Raw genomic sequence first — 16,755 nt, 5'->3', positions numbered from 1 at the left:
GCTGCCGTCCCCAGGAGGACCCGCATGGTGTTGAGCCGACGTACCTTCAGTGCCTTCGCGGGAAGCGCCGCGCTCGGCCTCTCGCTGAGCGGCAGCGCGGGCGGTGCAGCCTCCGCAACCGGACGGGCACACGTCGCTCCGACGGGGCCCGCGCCCGGACCGCCCGCCGCCGACCGCGCCGCGCACACCGTCGGCTTGGACCGCTACTCGATGCTGATCGACGGCAAGCGCCTGGTGCTCTGGTCCGGCGAGGTCCACCCCTTCCGGCTGCCGAGCCCGTCGCTGTGGCGGGACGTCCTGGAGAAACTGCGCGCCCACGGCTACAACGCGATCAGCATCTACGTGTCGTGGAACTACCACTCGCCCGCGCCCGGAACGTACGACTTCACCGGCGTCCGCGACCTCGACCTGTTCCTGCGGACGGCCGCCGAGACGGGCCTGTACGTCATCTTCCGCCCCGGCCCGTACATCAACGCCGAGGTCGACGCGGGCGGCTTCCCCGGCTGGCTGACCGCCACCCAGGGCACCGCCAGGACCTCCGACCCGACCTATCTGAAGTACGTCGACGAATGGCTGACCGCCGTCGACCGGATCGCCGCCCGGCACCTCTACACCAAGGGCGACGGCACGATCGTCCTCTACCAGCTGGAGAACGAGTACGCGGACCACGTCGACAGCCCTCTCGGCCGCGACTACATGGCCCACCTCTACGCCAAGGTGCGCGCGGACGGCATCGACGTGCCCCTCTTCCACAACGACAAGGGCAGGAACGGCTATTGGGCCCCCGGGACCTTCGACACGGACGGTGAGACGGGGCGTTACCTGTACGCCTTCGACGGCTATCCGTCGCCTTTCAGGCAGCCGCCGGACTGGGGCTATTTCGGTATCGGCGGCACGCGGGGCGGCTCGACCGCGAGTCCCGAAACCCCGGGATTCATCGCCGAGTTCGGGGGCGGCTGGTTCGATCCGTGGGGCGGGGTGGAGTTCGGCGGCAAGGGGTACGCGGAGTCCCGCCGGACCCGGGACGCGGCGTACGAGCGGCGTTTCTACCTCACCAACCTCGCCAACGGCATCAAGGTCCACAACGTCTACATGTCCTTCGGCGGCACGAGCTGGGGCTGGCTGCCCGCGCCGGTCGTCTACACCTCGTACGACTACGGGGCCGCCCTCGACGAGGCCCGGCAGCCCACCGCGAAGCTGATCCCGATGCACCAGATCGGCCAGCTCCTGCACTCCGTGCCCGACCTCGCCAAACTGGACCGGGCGGCCGACATCACGGTCGGCCCGGACATCAAGGCGTACCACCTCGTCAACCCGGACACGAAAGCGCACGTCTACGTGCTGCGCAACGACTCCTCCACCGAGGTCGTCGCCTCCGTCCCGCTCGCCGGGACGACCGTTCGCGTGCCGGTTCCCGGCCTCGACGCCCGGCTGCTCGCCACCGGAATCGCCCTCGGGCGCCGGACGTTGAGGTACTCCAGCGCCCAGCCGATGCTGTGGTTGACCGCCGGACGCCAGGACATCGCCGTGTTCACGGGCCGGCTCGGGGAGTCGACACAGACGGCGCTGGAGTGCGCGAGCGAACCGAAGGTCACCGTCCTTGAGGGCGACGCCGCGTGCGCGTACGCCGACGGCGTGCTGCGCGTGGACGCCGAACTGTCGGGACTCACCCGCGTGCTGGTGGAGGGCGGCGGCACCTCGACGCCTCTCCTGCTGCTGCTCGCCGACGACGAGACCTCCCGACGGCTGTGGCGGTACGACACCCCGTCGGGGCCGGTGCTGGTGCACGGCCCCGCGCTCCTGCGCACCGCCGCCCTGCGCGATGCGACCGTCCATCTCACCGGAGACACCGTCGAGGCTGCGGATCTGGAGGTCTGGGGGCCGCGCGGAATCCGTGACGTGGTCTGGAACCAGGGCGCGGTGAAGACGCTCGCCACCGCGTCGGGAAGCCTGCGGGCCGAGCGGCAACTGCCCGGCGTGCCCGGCGTCCGGCTGCCCGCCCTCACCGACTGGCGCCGTTCCGTGGAGAACCCGGAGTCCGCCGCCGACTACGACGACTCGGACTGGAAGGCCGCCGACAAGACATCCTCGTACAGCGTCACCCCCGTACCCGCCGGCCAGCCCGTGCTGTTCGCCGACGACTACGGCTACCACTACGGCGACGTCTGGTACCGGGGGCACCTCACGGACGCGGGCGACGCGGACTCCGTCTCCCTCTCCTACATCTCGGGCTCGCAGGGGCTGCTGATGGCGTGGCTGGACGGGCGGCCGCTGGGCACGCACCGGATGCCGGTGCCGGACAAGAAGACGGTCAGGCAAGGGACATGGGCCGCCACGGCCACCTTCCCCGTCGAGCCGGACGGCCGGGGCCCCCATGTCCTGTCCGTCCTCGTCCGCCGTATGCAGCACGACCAGGACGGGACGGCCCGCGACACCCACAAGGTGGCCCGGGGCCTGACGGCCGTGACCTTCAACGGAGCATCCCCGGCGGTCACTTGGCGGATCCAGGGCGAGGTCTCACCCGACCCGGTGCGCGGCCCGGTCAACAACGGAGGGCTGCACGGGGAGCGGCACGGCTGGCATCTGCCGGGGCACGCCGACGGTGACTGGAAGACCGTCGGCTTCCCCCGCGCCGAGCGGCACCAGGGCGTCATCTGGTACCGCACCGGCTTCCGGCTCGCCATCGACACCGCCGTGGACGCCTCGATCGGGCTCACCCTCACCGATGACCCGGCCCGCGCCTACCGCGTCCAGATCTTCCTGAACGGCTGGAACATGGGCCAGTACATCAATGACGTTGGCCCCCAGCACATCTTCGTCCTGCCGAACGGGCTGCTGCGCACCCGTGGCTCCAACACACTGGCCCTCGCCGTCCTGTCCGACGGGACCACACCCGCGGGCCCCGGCCAGGTGGAGCTGACGCTGCTGGGCAGCGCGGCCGGAGGAGTACCGGTGACGCTGGTGGACTCCCCATGAGGTGGTTCAGCCGCCGAACGCGGGCTGCGGCAGGCCCCTCCCCGCGCCGGGGATCACCAGCAGCGAGCCGGAGAGCGGGTGCGGTGAGTCCAGGCCTGTGCGGGCGGTGGTGATGTAGAGGTCGGTGAGGCCGGGGCCGCCGAAGGCGCAGGCGGTGGGGCGGCGGACGGGGAGTTCGATGATCCGGTCGAGCTCCCCGTCGGGGGTGTAGCGGCGGACGGCGCCGCCGTCCCAGAGGGCGACCCAGACGCAGCCGTCGGCGTCGACCGTGAGGCCGTCGGGGAAGCCTTCGCCTTCTACGACGGCTGCCAACTGCCGTCTACGGGCTGGTCGTTGTTGATCCCCGTCCGTCTCGAAGACGTCGATGCGACGGGTCGGCGAGTCGATGTAGTACATCAGCCGCCCGTCGGGGCTCCAGCCGGTGCCGTTGCTGACGGCGACGTCGTCGAGGACCGTGCGGACCGTGCCGTCGGGGGCGAGCCGGGACAGCGTGCCGCCGCCCGGCGCCTCGTCGTAGCGCATGGTGCCGAACCAGAGCGAGCCGTCGGGGGCGACCGCCGCGTCGTTCCCGCGGCGGCCGGGGACGGGGTCGCGGTGCAGCCAGCGGAAGGCCCCGGCAAACTCCTTCGGCCCCTTCGGTTCGTAAAGCCCCACGCCGTCACGGAGGTTGACGACCAGACCGCCGCCCGCGCGGGGCTTGGCGGCGCCCACGTGCTGTTCGGTGGCCATGACCGTGCGGCGGCCAGAGACGGGGTCGTACGTGTGGACCCGGGAGCCGAGGATGTCGACCCAGAGCAGCCGCCCGGCCGCGCTGTCCCAGGTGGGGCCCTCACCGAGGGCCGCGTACGCGCGTACCGCTACCTCGACGGACGTCATCCGACGCTCCGGTGGCCGAGCCGCTCGGACAGCTCGGCGGCGCCCTTCGCGGCGAGTTGCTCCAGTTCGGCGTGGCGCTCGTCGCTCCAGCGGATCATCGGTACGGAGATGGAGAGCGCGGCGACGACCTGTCCCGTGCGGTCGCGCACCGGGGCGGCGACGCAGCTGACGTCCGGGTTGGACTCGCGGCTCTCCACGGCGATGCCGCGGTGCCGGATCCCCGCCAGGGCCTCGCGCAGCGCGGCCGGCTCGGTGATGCTGTTGGGCGTCATCGCGACCAGCTCGGCGTCGTCGGGGATGCGGGACGCCAGCTCCGGCTCGGGGAGCGAGGCGAGCAGCATCTTGCCGACGGAGGTGCAGTGCGCGGGCAGGCGGCGGCCCGCGGCCGACACCATGCGCACGGCGTGCGTGGAGTCGACCTTCGCGATGTAGATGACGTCGGTGCCTTCCAGGATGGCCACGTGCACGGTCTCGTCGCAGGTCTCGGCGACGGAGCGGGCGACCTGCTGGCCCTCGGCGGCGAGGTCCAGCTGCTCGGCGTACCGGCTGCCGAGCTGGTACGGCCGCACGCCGAGTCGGTAGCGTCCCGGCTGCCCGGGCACCTGGACGATGTACGACCGGGCGGCGAGGGTGGTGACCAGCTCGTGCACCGTCGTGCGGGGCAGCCGCAGCTTACGCACGATGTCGGGGGCGGAGAGTGTGCCGTCCCCGTCCAGGAAGAGCTCGAGTATGTCGAGAGCCCGGGTCACGGCAGGTACGAGGCGTCCCACAACCGGCCCCCTCCCTTGTGTTCGAAATTTCAACAGGCGATCGGCATGGCGAACACAGGCTAGTCATAGGAGGCTTGGGCGGGCAATGGGCGGGCACCGGGTGACAGGCCTGGTTACCCACGTGAGGTCAGCGGCGCGCCCGCGGATCTCCCAGCTCTCCCCGCAGCCGTTGCGCCCGCAGCACCAGTTCCAGCTCGAAACGCCGGTCGGGATGGTCGATCTCGTCGCCCCAGAGTTCGCGGATCTGGCGGAGCCGGTAACGCACGGTCTGCGGGTGCACCCCGAGCCGCGCAGCGACCTCGGGGGCGCCACCGCGTGTTTCCAGCCAGGCCAGCAGCGTCTCGGCGAGGCGGCGCCCATGGGCGGGCCCGCAGTGGGCCAGCGGAGCCAGGCACCGCAACGCCAGGTCGTCGATCAGCTCCTCGGGCTGGAGGAGCACCAGCGCCTCCGTGTGCTCGGTGCAGTGGAGCACCTCCCCGGCGGGAAGCAACCTCCGCTCCATGAGCCGTACCGCCGCCTCCGCCCAGCGCAGCGACTTCGCCGCGTCGGCGAGCGGCACCGGCGGCCCGATCGCCCCGGACCATCCGGTCAGCGCCCGGTGCAGCAGCTCGGGCCGCCCCGCGGCGTCCGGCTCGGGCACGACCATGCGCGGCTGCTCGTATTCCATGTCGAGCAGCACGCTCTGCCCGACGGCGGGTGCGACGGCCTCCCGCGCCGGGCGCAGCAGCACCCCGACGGCGACCCGGTCGGGCAGCGGCCAGCCGATCCGGGCGGCACATTCGACGAGCGCCTCGGCGGCGTCGCCCCGAGGGTGGTGCTCCGAGAGAAGCAGCTCCATCAGCCGGCGCTGCAGCCGCAGCCGCTCGCCCGCCTGTCTGGCCGCCGCCTCGGCGTAGCCCCGTACGGACTGCTCGACCAGGCCGTCCAGATACTCGTATCCGGCGTCGACCAGCTCGTACATCGCCGGTGGCGGGATGTCGACCCGCTGCCCGATCTCCGCGAACCGGCGCCAGGCGAGCCTGACCCCCAGCCGGTACATCGCCTGGAGCGAGTCGAGGCTGCGGCCGTGCAGCCCCTCACCCCGGCCGAACTCCTGGAACACCTCGGGGTGGACACGCGGGCGCCCTTCGGCGGTCTCCAGGTGCTGCACGAAGACCTCGATGGCACGGCGGATGCCGACGAGCGCCATCGGCTCGCCGGAGTCGTCGAGGACGACGGGCAGCTGCGGGTGCTCGCGGCGGATCTCGCGCAGGATCTCCTCGGCGAGCACCGGCGCCTCGGCCATCGCCAGCTCCGCGAACTGCCGCACCTGGAGGCGGGGAACATCGTGCCAGGCCGAGCGCGTCGTGACGGTTCCCGGGTGGGCGGCCACGGTCAGCGCTCCTGCGCGGCGTTCTCGTATGTGATGAGCGGGGTGTTCGGCTGGTCGGGCGTGGCCTCGAGCAGCGCAACGATGCCGAGCGCGGCGCCCACCGCCAGGACGGCGGCGAGCACCACGGCCAGCGCGACGGCAAGTAGTCTGGACATCGCAGGGTCAGCGTCTCTGATCGACTTAGTGCTCCTGTGTGTTGCTCAGGGGTGTGGGTCAATCGCCTTCGTGCCCTGGTGCTGAACGGCCGGAGCCGCCAGCCCGCGTGGCACGTCCCTCCGGACGCTGGTCGGTAAGGCCTCGCGGCCTCACCGAGGAGGGTGCCCGACGTCGCCTGGGCGCCGGGCGTGCGCTTAACGGTCTGCCACAGGATAGCTACGTTCCGCTAATCCGATTGGCGAGCGTCTCCGTCCGGAGGCCGTCTCACCCCTGCCTGTCGAGCCCAGTGTCGACAGACAATTGACACCCCGTCAAGGGGCTCCTACGGTTCCCGGCCCATAGAGCGGCCCAAACTCCGTCATCTCACGCCCCTGGAGTGCCCGCATGCGCCGGAACCCCTCACCCCTCTCGCTCATCCTTCTTGGCCTCGGCACCTTCCTGCTCGTGCTGGCCCCGATGCTCGCGTGGTACGTCGCACCACGAGCCGCCGTGAATCCGATCGACGTCGACCAGACCGCCGTCTACACCGGCACGGGCAGCGTCTTCGATGTCGACGAGGTCGCGACCGTGCCCGACCGGAAGATCACCGTCACCCAGCGGGTACGCGGCAACGTCGCCGACAGCGCGCGCAGCGGCAAGGCCGTCTGGGACGTGACGACCACGGTCGACACGGACAAGTCGCTGCCGGCGGCCGACCCGCACGACGCCCTGGAGTTCGTGCCGCACCGCTGGGTCACCGACCGCAGGACCAACATGCCGGTGCACTGCTGCGACGAGAAGCCGTACATCCAGGGCGAGGCCTACCTCAAGTTCCCCTTCGACGTGCAGAAACGCGCGTACCGCTGGTGGGACAACTCCCTTGGCGCGACGGTCACTTTGACCTACCGGGGCACCAAGAAGATCCAGGGGTACGAGGGTTACCGGTTCACCGGCACCGTCCCGGCGACCAGGACCGGGACCAGGCTCGTACCGGGCACGATCGTCGACGAGCCGGAGCGCAGCCAGGTGCTCGCCGAGGAGTGGTACGCCAACCACGGCATCGAGCTCGTCGTCGACCAGCGCACGGGCCGGGTGCTGTACGCGCAGGTCGGACCGCGTAAGACGCTGCGCGCCCCGGGCGGCACGAAGGACGCGGCGGTGCTCCTGGACAGCGAGAAGCTCGCCTTCACCACGGACACACAGGAGTTCGCGGTGAGCCGGGCGAAGGAGGAGAGCGGTCAACTGCGCATGGTGGGACAGACGTTGCCCATAGGTGCCGGTGTGCTGGGTATCGTCCTGGCCGCGGTGGGGGTCGTTTTGGTGGTGCGGGGGCGTCCGCATCCCGATACGTCCGAGTCCTCCCAGCCTTCGCCCACGATGTGATGTTCCGTCAGCTCCACAAAGCCCGAAATTGTCATCCCGGTGAGTAGCCGCATCGAACCTTCAGGCTAAAACTATCCACCCCACCCGAGCACAGCCCACCCACATCCCCGCCACGGCGAACGCCCAGAACCCCCACGGTTCGTCAGATTCCCAGCACAAAATCCAGTAGGGAATCCCCGTACGAAATCCAGCAAGATCCCCAGCACAGACCCCAGCACAGTCCCCCAGCAGTTTCCGTCACAACAGATCCGCGCCTCGCCCAGCCCCCCACGCTGAGTTCCGCACCCTGAGACGAGTTGGAGCACCCATGCCCCAGCACGTGCCGTCCCCTCCCCCACTCTCGGCTTCTCCCCCACTCTCGGCTTCTCTCGAGCGGGGGAACCCCCATGAGCGGGGGGACCCCCATCGCGCCACGGTCCCCAGCCCGGCGCCGCAGCACCTTCCGGCGCTCCCCCCACCGCCGCGCCGCATCGTCTTCCTCGCCCGCCGCGATCTCGGCAATCCGGCGGCGGGCGGCTCCGAGCTCCTGGTCGACCGCCTGGCCGAGGGGCTGACGCAGCTCGGCCACCAGGTCACCCTGCTGTGCGGCGGACCCGCCTCCCCCACGCTCGAACACGCTCGCGCGGGAGGTGCCCCCCTCCGCGAGTACCGGGTGGTGTCGGCGGGCGGCGACCTGGGCCACTATCTCGGCGCCCGCCCCGCCTTCCACCGTCACGTGGGCGACTGCGACCTCCTGGTCGAGGTGTGCAACGGCATGCCGTACCTGGCACCCCTGTGGCATCACGGCCCCACCCTCTGCCTGGTCAACCACGTCCACACGGACCTGTGGGCGATGCGGTTCGGCGGACCGCTGACACCCGCCGCACGGCTCGGACGAAGACTCGAGCACTGGGCGCTGGCCGGCGGGCGGCGCCGCAATCTGCTGGTCGCCGTCTCTCCGTCGACGGCACACGCCCTGCGCGCGATCGGGGTCGAGCGGGACCGCATCCGGGTCGTGCACAACGGGGTCGAGGAGCCGGGGCCGCGCGCCGCGCGCTCACCGGAGCCGCTGTTCGTGGCGATGGGGCGGCTCGTCGAGTACAAGCGGATCGATCTGCTGCTGCGGCTGTGGGAGCGGGTCCGCCCGGTCACCGGCGGCCGTCTGGTGATCGTCGGAGAGGGGCCCGAGCGGGAACGCCTGGAGCAACTCGCCGGTCCTGGCGTGGAGTTCACAGGTCATGTATCCGAGGCCGAGAAACACCGGCTGCTGTGCGCCGCCTGGCTGCTGCTGCATCCCTCCGCCGTCGAGGGCTGGGGTCTGGTGGTCACCGAGGCGGCCGCGCGCGAGACCCCGGCGGTCGCCTTCGACGTACCCGGACTGCGCGACTCCGTGGTGAACGGGGAGACGGGTCTGCTGGCCCGCGGCGAGTCCTCGTTCGCGGCGGCCTGGTGCACCCTCGCCCTGTCCACGCACCGCCGCACCCTCATGGGCAAGGCGGCCCGCGACCGCGCCGCCCAGTACCGCTGGAACCACACGGTCCGCCAGTTCGGAGCGGTGGCCGCGGAGGCGGTGAGGAGCTGGGCACCATGACGGCCCCGAAGGGCGAGGGCGTGGGGAAACGTTCCGGTACAGGTACGGAGACGGGCACAGGCACAGGGACCAGAAGCCGTACAGGCACAGGCCTCAAGGACCCGTCCATACGCCGCTCCCTCGCCCTCTTCCGCGCCTTCCTGCACGAGCAGGACGACCCCGAGTCCTGCTACACGCTGCTCGCCCGGGACGCCGCCGACCAGGTCGAGGCGTACGGCGCCGTCGAGGGCCGTACGGTCGTGGACGTCGGCGGTGGCAGCGGATACTTCACCGAGGAGTTCCGGCGGCGCGGCGCCCACGCCTACCTCTTCGAGCCGGACGTACGGGAGCTGGGGCCGAAGCCGCCCCGCTCGGCGGTCGTCGCGGACGGGTATCTGCTGCCGCTCGCGGACGGGGTCGCCGACGTCTGCTTCTCCTCCAACGTGCTGGAGCATGTGGCCGATCCGCAGACGTTCCTGAGCGAAATGGTGCGGGTGACCCGGCCCGACGGGCTGATCTACATGGCGTTCACCAACTGGCTTTCCCCGTGGGGCGGTCACGAGTGGGCGCCCTGGCACTACTTCGGAGCCGAGCGGGCGCGGGCCCGCTACCGGCGCCGTACCGGAAAGGCCGCCAAGCACACCCTCGGCGAGAACCTCTTCGCCGTGCACATCGGCACCACCCTGCGGCAGGTGCGCGCCCGCGACGACGTCAGGGTCGTCGCGGCGCGCTCCCGCTACTGGCCGTTCCTCGCGGGAGCCGTCGCGAAGGCGCCGGGGCTGCGCGAGTTCGCCACCTGGAACCTCCTCCTCATCCTCCGGCGGTGTCCACCATGACCAGCACGGTCCAGGCTCCTCCCCCGGCAGCCGTCCGCCCCGCCGCCACGGCCTCGGGCCCTCCGGAGGGGCCGCGCTCGCGGCGGTGGCTGCTGGGTTTCTGGGCCGTGGTGTTCGTGCTGTTCCTGGCCGTACACCCGGGGCGGACGACCTTCGACACCAAGCTCGGCGTCGCGCTCGATCCGTGGCAATTCCTCGCCGATCTGGGCCAGCTGTGGCACGACCGGGGCGGTTTCGGCGGCATCCAGGACCAGTACGTCGGTTACGCCTGGCCGATGCTGCCGTTCTACGGCCTGTGCAAGCTGATCCATCTGCCGGTGTGGCTGGCGGAGCGGCTGTGGCTGTCGCTCGTCGTGTCCGTCGCCTTCTGGGGCGCGCTGCGGCTGGCCGAGCGGCTGCGGATCGGCAGTGCCGCGTCCCGGCTGCTCGCCGCCGTCGCGTACGCACTGTGGCCGGTCTTCACGATCGTCGTCGGCTCGACATCGGCGGCCGCACTGCCCGGCGCCTTCCTCCCCTGGGTCCTGCTGCCTCTGACGAACGAGCGCCACACCGCCCGGATCGCGGCCCTGCGCTCGGCGCTCGTCGTCCCCTTCATGGGCGGCGTGAACGCGGCCGCGACCCTGGCGTCCCTGCTCCCGGTCGGCCTGTATCTCCTGTCGCGCCCGCCCGGGCCCCGGCAGCGCAAGCTGATCGCCTGGTGGGTGCCGGGCGTGATCCTGGCGACCGCCTGGTGGTGGATCGCGCTGCTGATGCTCGGCATCTACGGCGAGAACTTCCTTCCCTACGTGGAGACTTCGGGTACCACGACGGCCACGATGTCGGCCACGGAGAGTCTGCGCGGTGCCGGGAACTGGGTCGCGTATCTGCACTTCGGCGAGGCCTGGCTGCCGGCCGGCTGGACCGTCGCGTCCTCGGTCATCGTGATCGTCAGCTCGACGCTCGCGGCCGGTCTCGGCCTGGCCGGGCTCGCGCGACGCGACATGCCCGAACGCCGCTGGCTCGTCGTGACCGTACTGTCGGTCGCGCTCATCACCCTGGCCGGGTACGGCGGTTCGTTCGGCGCGCCCTTCCACGGCATCGTCCAGGACTGGCTGAACGGCGGGCTCGCCCCCTTCCGCAACATCTACAAGTTCCAGACGGGCCTGGCGCTCGCGCTCGTCTTCGGGATCGCGCATCTGGTCGGTGTCGCGTCGCAGACACGCGGCGCCCGTCCCGTACGCGGCCGCCGTTTCGCGTCGCTCGTGGCGGCGGTACTGATCCTGCCGGGGCTGGCGTGGCCGTATCTCAACGGGTCGGTCCTGCAGCCGGGGTCGTTCCGGGAACTCCCCAAGTACTGGCAGACGACCGCCGACTGGCTGGAGAAGTACTCGCCCGACTCGCGCGCCCTCGTCGTCCCCGCCACCACGCACGGCATCTACACCTGGGGCTCCCCCATCGACCAGCCCCTCGACGTGCTCGCCGAATCCCGCTGGGCCCAAAGGGATTACGTCCCCTTCGGCAGCGCGGGCAACCGGCGCGCCATGGACGCGGTCGAGCAGGCGCTGATGACGGGCGGCGAAGTCCCGGGCATGGCCGACTACTTGAGCCGGGCCGGCCTCTACTACGTCGTCGTACGCAATGACCTGGACCCCGACCAGATCGGCTACGTCCCGACCACCACCGTGAAGCGCACCCTGGAGCAGTCCGGGTACCGGCGCGTGACCGGTTTCGGCCCGGTCATGACCGGGGGTCGGATCGCGGACGACACCCCGCTCCGGGTCGAGGGCCTGTATCCGCGCCAGCGCGCCGTCGAGATCTACGAGCCGGCCGGCCAGGACGTGCCGAGGCCCGGACAGGCCGGGCTGAAGCCGATCGCCGACACGGCCGTCGTGTCCGGCGGCCCCGAGGCGCTCCTCCCGCTGGCCGCCGACCCCTCGATGCGGGGCCGCGCCACCGTGCTGACCGGCGACAACCATCCCGGCCTCGGCACGCCCGCGGTGCAGGTGGTGGGCGACGGGCTGCGCCGCGCCGACACCCGCTTCGGCCTGGTCAACGCCAACACCTCGTACACGTACACGCGCGACCAGCGCAATGACAGCGACAGTGTCCAGGACGCCGGCGAGAAGCCGCACCAGATCCTGCCGGCCAAGGGGATCCGGCACCAGACGGTGGCGGAACTGCGCGGTGCCCGCTCGGTGACGGCGTCGTCCACCGGCAACTGGCTGTTCCACCTCCCCCAGTACGACCCCGTGAACGCCTTCGACGGCAACCCCGGCACGGCGTGGGCCGAGGGCGCGGCGGGCTCGGCGAACGGGCAGTGGCTGCGGATCCGCTTCGACGATTCGCTGGACATGCCGTCGTCGTTCAAGATGACCCCGCTGCCGCAGGACGGCGTACGGTCGGCGGCGACGCGGGTGCGGGTGGAGACGGAGAAGGGCTCCGTCAGCAGCTATCTCCAGCCGAACGGCATGGCCCAGTCGGTCAAGGCCCGCCCCGGCTCGACGAGCTGGCTGAAGATCACGATCACCGGCTCGACGCGGCAGCACGCCGGACTGACCGGTGCGGGCTTCTCCGAGGTCGACCTGCCGGACGTCCAGGTCACGCGTCTGCTGCGACTCCCGACGGACGCCGCCGGCTCGGACGCCTCCGCCGACATCGTCTCGCTGCACCGCACCGCCGACCCCACCGGGCTCTCCCCGACGGGCACCGAGGCGGGCCTGCACCGCAGCTTCTCGACGTCGACGGCGGGGACGTACGCGATCAAGGCGAGCGCGGTCCCCGTCCCGGGCGAGGAGCTCGACAGGCTGCTGTACGAGGTCGCGCCCGACCGGCGGAGCCGGATCGTCGCGACGGCCGACTCCACGGCCGAGCTGGGCGCCGGCCTGTCGGCGCGCAACCTCACCGACGGCGACCTGACGACGGCGTGGATCGCCGGGGACAACCCGGCGATCCACCTGAGCTGGCCGGACAAACAGCCGGTCGCCTCCATCGTCCTGGCCCCGGCGGGCGGCCTGTCGGCCCGGCCGACGAAGGTGAACATCAGCTCCCCGGACGGGGCGGCGATCGTCGCCGTCGACGAGAACGGCTGGGCCCGCTTCGATCCCATCACCACCGACCGCCTCGACATCACCGTCACCGAGACCGCACCGCTGACCGTCCACAACCCGGTCGCGGACGCCGACCTGCAGCTCCCGGTCGGACTGACGGAGGCCTACATCCCGGCGCTCGACCAGTACCGCACCCCGCAGCCGTCCGGCTCCCGTTCGTTCTCGCTCCCCTGCGGGAAGGGCCCGGTCGTCGCGGTCGACGGAAAGCTGCACGAGACGAGCGCGCAGGGGACGGTACGGGATCTGGTGGAGCGGCGTCCGTTCGACGTGACGCTCTGCCAAGAAGGGCGTGAGGACGGCTCCTTGGAGCTGGCCGGCGGCTCGCACCGGGTCGAGGCGGGCGACGCGGGACCGCTGACCGTCACCGCCGTGACGCTGACACGCGGCACGGTCACGGAGGCGGCCACCGCCGGGCGTGATCTCCGGATACGCGACTGGCTGGGCGACCGCCGCGAGGTGACGGTCGGCTCGGGCGCCGCCTCGTACCTGACGACGTACGAGAACTACAACGACGGCTGGAAGGCCACGCTGGGCGGCAAGGAACTCACGCCGGTACGGCTCGACGGCTGGCAGCAGGGCTGGCAGATCCCGTCTGGCCCGGGCGGCGCGGTCAAGCTGTCGTACGAGCCCTCGACGACGTACGAGGTCGGGCTGATCGGTGGCGGTGTCGCGGTGGCGGCCCTGGTGTGCCTCGTCGTGTGGCGCCGCCGCTCGGCGAACCCCGACGAGCCGCAGCCGGTGCCGCCGCTGCCCGGGATGTGGCTCGGCCTGGTCGCGCTCACCCTGGCCGGGGTCGTGATCGCGGGCTTCTTCGCCCTCCTGGTCCCGGCGCTGGCCCTGCTCGCCCGCAGGCGGCACGCCCTGCTCGTACCGATCGCGTTCCTCGCGCTCGCGGGTGCCGGGATCGCCGCCGCGACAGGGGCGGGATCGCCGGTGTCGGCGGACGAGGGGGCGTTCGGGCCGACGGCCCAACTGCTCGCGCTGATCGGGCTGTTCGCGGGGCTGGTGAGCGTACGGGAACCGGGCCCGTCCGGGGCGGCCGCTTCCCGGTGGTCCCGGCGGGAGGCACCGACGGCACCGCTGCCGCGACGGGTGCGGGGGGAGAGCCGGAGCGGGCCGGGGGCCTCGAGGGCTCCGGGGGTGTCCGGGAAGGCGGCGGGTGCGTCGGGGCCGGGGGCGACCGCAGAGACGCCGGGCGCACCGAAACCGAGGGCGACCGCAGAGACGCCGGGCGCACCGAAACCGAGGGCGACCGCAGAGACGCCGGGCGCACCGAAACCGAGGGCGACCGCAGAGACGCCGGGCGCACCGAAACCGAGGGCGACCGCGGAGACGCCGGGCGCGCCGAAACCGAAGGCATCCGGGGTCACCTCGGGGCCGACCGTCTCCGCGCGTGGCCCGGAGTCGGCGCAACCCGAGCCCGACCCGCCGACCGCCCGCATCGGGTTCCGCAAGCCGAGGTTCAGGGCGACACCGCCCGAGGACGACACGGGGAGGGGTGACACCGCATGACAGCAGTGGAGCACCCGGCACGGAACGGCACGGACGGTCCGCGCCGGCCTCCGGTACGCGTTCCGTTCCCGGTGGTGGACGAGGTCGCCCGCCACTGCCTCCAGGACGAGGAACCGGAAACGGTCCACATCGAGGTCCACCTGCCGGGCCGCCTCGACCCCGCCCGGCTCCGATCGGCCTTCGCCGAGGCCCTGCACCGGCACCCCCGCATCCTCATGCGCCAGGCCCCGGGCCGGTGGTACCGCCGCCGCTACGAATGGGAGCTCACCCCCGGCCCGGATGTGGAGGTCGTGACCTTCTCGCCCCCGGTCCGCGGCGCACTCAGAAACGCGAGAACCAGAGCACTCATGGAGGCCCCGCCGCTGTCCTTGTCCCCACCGATCCGCCTGGAGGTGGTCGAGAACGCGGGCCCGGCGGTGGGGAGCGAGGCGAAGGGCGCGGTGGGAGCCGACGTAGCTGCGGGCAATCCAGCCTCCCCCACTGCCTTAACGGCGTGGGGGGACCCCCAGGCGGCACCCGTCCCAAGGAGAGCGGCACCTCACAGCGCCGAGCAGCGCACCCACCCCCCGGCCGGCCACACCCCCGGGCGCCCGGACCCCAAGGGCACCGTCCTCTTCCTCACCATCAACCACACCGCGCTGGACGGCCCCGCCTGCCTCCGCATCCTGGCCACGGCAGCGCAGCTGTACGGCGGCCGGGACAACTCCCCCGCCGCAGCCCCGGTGCGCACCCCCGACACACCGCACACCGACCAGGTGGACGCCCCCTCCACCTGGACCCCACCCGCCCGGGTCGCCCCCGGCACCCCCGAACCCTCCCCCGGCAACGGCCTGCTGGTCAGCGAACTCACCGTCCCGCGCCGCCCCAAGGCCGCCCCCTACACCGTGAACGACCAGCTCATGGCCGCCACGGCCCTGATGATCGCCCACTGGAACAGAGAGCACGGCGCACACCCGCGCCCCCTCCGCATCACGATGCCGGTCGACGACCGCCCCAGGGGCGAGGACATGCCGATCGGTAACGGAACAAGGCTCGTAGAAGTCACCTTCGCACCGGAGGAGTTGAACCCGGACCGCATGGGCGAGCTCCTGCGCCGTACAGCGAACCGCACCCGTGCGCTGAAGGCGGCCGACCGACCCCAACTCGGCCATGGAGCAGCCCTGTTGACCGCGCCTGTCGTCCCCGTGGCATGGCGCGCGGCCGTCACCCGGGGCCTCCGCCGAGCGGCGGGCCCATGGACGTCGACCACCCTGCTCAGCAACATCGGCCGCGTCCCGTACCCGCTCGATTTCGGCGAGGAGGCCGGCCGCGCCCGCGCGGTGTGGTTCTCGGCCCCCGCCCGTATGCCCCGCGGCCTGACCGTCACGACCGCGTCCACCGCGGGCCGTCTGCACCTCGCCCTGCGCTGGTCGCGCACTCTGCTCGGCCACGGCGACGGCGCCCACCTCCGCGACCTCTTCGAGCACTACCTGCACGCGACGGAGGAGTCGAAGCCGACGAAGGAGCCCGGCGCATGACGACCTCGACAACCACCCCGGCCCGCACGGGACTCCGCGACTTCTACGAGGACCCCACCGTCCCCGTGGCCTCCGGCACCCCCCGCAGCCTCCGCCAGGCCCGCATGCTGGCCGACGTGCTCGGTCCGGCCACGGCGGGCGCGAAGACCGTGCTGGACATCGGCTGCGGCGACGGCACAGCCGCGGCCACCGCCGCTCCCCTCCTCGCCGGGCACCGCCTGATCGGCGTCGACTGGTCGCAGGACGCACTCAGACGCGCCCACGCCCACATGCCGTACACGGTCCGCGGTGAACTCACCGACGGCGGGCTGCCGTTCGCGACGGGCGCCGCCGACGCGGTGCTGTTCAGCGAGGTCGTCGAGCACCTCGTGGACCCGGATGGCGCACTGGACGAGATTCGCCGAGTCCTGCGCCCCGGCGGCCACTTGATGCTGTCCACCCCGAACCTCGCCGCCTGGTACAACCGTGCCCTGCTGCTCGCCGGTGTCCAGCCCGTCTTCTCGGAGGTGAGCCTGCGCGCGATCCACGGCCGCCCGGGCCGCGAGGTCGTGGGACACCTGCGGCTCTACACCGCCCGCGCGCTACGGGAGTTCGTGACCGCGTCGGGCTTCGAGGTGGTGCGCCTCGCGGGGGCCCCCTTCCACGGCGTACCGCGTCCGCTGTGGCCGCTGGACCGGCTGGCCTGCGCCGCGCCCTCGTTCTCCTCCATCCTGCTCCTGCACGCGCGAAGGACGTAGACCATG

Annotated in this window: 11 protein-coding genes; 7 read left to right on the top strand and 4 right to left on the bottom strand. The window is 72.1% G+C overall.

Annotated elements, in window-relative coordinates:
• Positions 1 to 24 precede the first annotated feature (24 nt).
• Positions 25 to 2,976 (top strand): beta-galactosidase, encoded by a 2,952-nt coding sequence (locus C4B68_RS27660; RefSeq protein WP_099499117.1) that lies wholly within the window; start codon positions 25 to 27, stop codon positions 2,974 to 2,976.
• A gap of 6 nt (positions 2,977 to 2,982) precedes the next feature.
• Here the strand turns inward: C4B68_RS27660 and C4B68_RS27655 are convergent, their stop codons facing one another.
• From C4B68_RS27655 to C4B68_RS42110, 4 genes are all read right to left on the bottom strand, one after another.
• On the bottom strand, positions 2,983 to 3,852 hold the full coding sequence (locus C4B68_RS27655; protein ID WP_099499118.1) for an SMP-30/gluconolactonase/LRE family protein: 870 nt from the start codon (positions 3,850 to 3,852) through the stop codon (positions 2,983 to 2,985).
• Entirely contained in the window at positions 3,849 to 4,622 is a 774-nt protein-coding gene (locus C4B68_RS27650; protein ID WP_099499119.1) for an IclR family transcriptional regulator, read from the bottom strand. Before C4B68_RS27650 ends, C4B68_RS27655 begins: the two co-directional genes overlap by 4 nt.
• A 127-nt stretch (positions 4,623 to 4,749) precedes the next feature.
• Positions 4,750 to 5,994, bottom strand: coding sequence for a PucR-like N-terminal domain-containing protein (locus C4B68_RS27645; protein ID WP_099499120.1), 1,245 nt, complete (start codon positions 5,992 to 5,994; stop codon positions 4,750 to 4,752).
• Positions 5,995 to 5,996: 2 nt separating this feature from the next.
• Positions 5,997 to 6,149, bottom strand: a complete 153-nt coding sequence (locus C4B68_RS42110) for a hypothetical protein (RefSeq protein ID WP_167459177.1) — start codon at positions 6,147 to 6,149, stop codon at positions 5,997 to 5,999.
• A 385-nt stretch (positions 6,150 to 6,534) separates the two neighbouring features.
• On the opposite strand from C4B68_RS42110, the gene pgfA reads away from it, so the two are divergent.
• The 6 genes from pgfA to C4B68_RS27615 all read left to right on the top strand — a co-directional run bounded on the left by pgfA (position 6,535) and on the right by C4B68_RS27615 (position 16,749).
• Positions 6,535 to 7,512, top strand: a complete 978-nt coding sequence (gene pgfA, locus C4B68_RS27640; RefSeq protein ID WP_099499121.1) for a cell envelope lipid trafficking protein PgfA — start codon at positions 6,535 to 6,537, stop codon at positions 7,510 to 7,512.
• Positions 7,513 to 7,819: 307 nt separating this feature from the next.
• A complete protein-coding gene (locus tag C4B68_RS27635) occupies positions 7,820 to 9,082 on the top strand; it encodes a glycosyltransferase family 4 protein (protein WP_099499122.1) in 1,263 nt (420 codons plus the stop codon).
• A complete protein-coding gene (locus C4B68_RS27630) occupies positions 9,079 to 9,897 on the top strand; it encodes a class I SAM-dependent methyltransferase (protein ID WP_099499123.1) in 819 nt (272 codons plus the stop codon). The genes C4B68_RS27635 and C4B68_RS27630 overlap by 4 nt, the downstream gene beginning before the upstream one ends.
• Positions 9,894 to 14,495 carry an alpha-(1->3)-arabinofuranosyltransferase gene (locus C4B68_RS27625; RefSeq protein ID WP_099499124.1) on the top strand — a complete coding sequence of 1,534 codons (4,602 nt, stop codon included), beginning with the start codon at positions 9,894 to 9,896 and terminating at the stop codon, positions 14,493 to 14,495. Before C4B68_RS27630 ends, C4B68_RS27625 begins: the two co-directional genes overlap by 4 nt.
• Positions 14,492 to 16,012, top strand: coding sequence for a condensation protein (locus C4B68_RS27620; protein WP_099499125.1), 1,521 nt, complete (start codon positions 14,492 to 14,494; stop codon positions 16,010 to 16,012). The genes C4B68_RS27625 and C4B68_RS27620 overlap by 4 nt, the downstream gene beginning before the upstream one ends.
• Positions 16,009 to 16,749, top strand: coding sequence for a class I SAM-dependent methyltransferase (locus tag C4B68_RS27615; RefSeq protein WP_099499126.1), 741 nt, complete (start codon positions 16,009 to 16,011; stop codon positions 16,747 to 16,749). Before C4B68_RS27620 ends, C4B68_RS27615 begins: the two co-directional genes overlap by 4 nt.
• Positions 16,750 to 16,755 lie beyond the last annotated feature (6 nt).

It is taken from the genome of Streptomyces dengpaensis, from assembly GCF_002946835.1.
In the GTDB taxonomy this organism is placed as follows: domain Bacteria; phylum Actinomycetota; class Actinomycetes; order Streptomycetales; family Streptomycetaceae; genus Streptomyces; species Streptomyces dengpaensis.
Note: the sequence above shows the minus strand (reverse complement) of the source record. Positions and strands in the feature narration are given on the sequence as shown.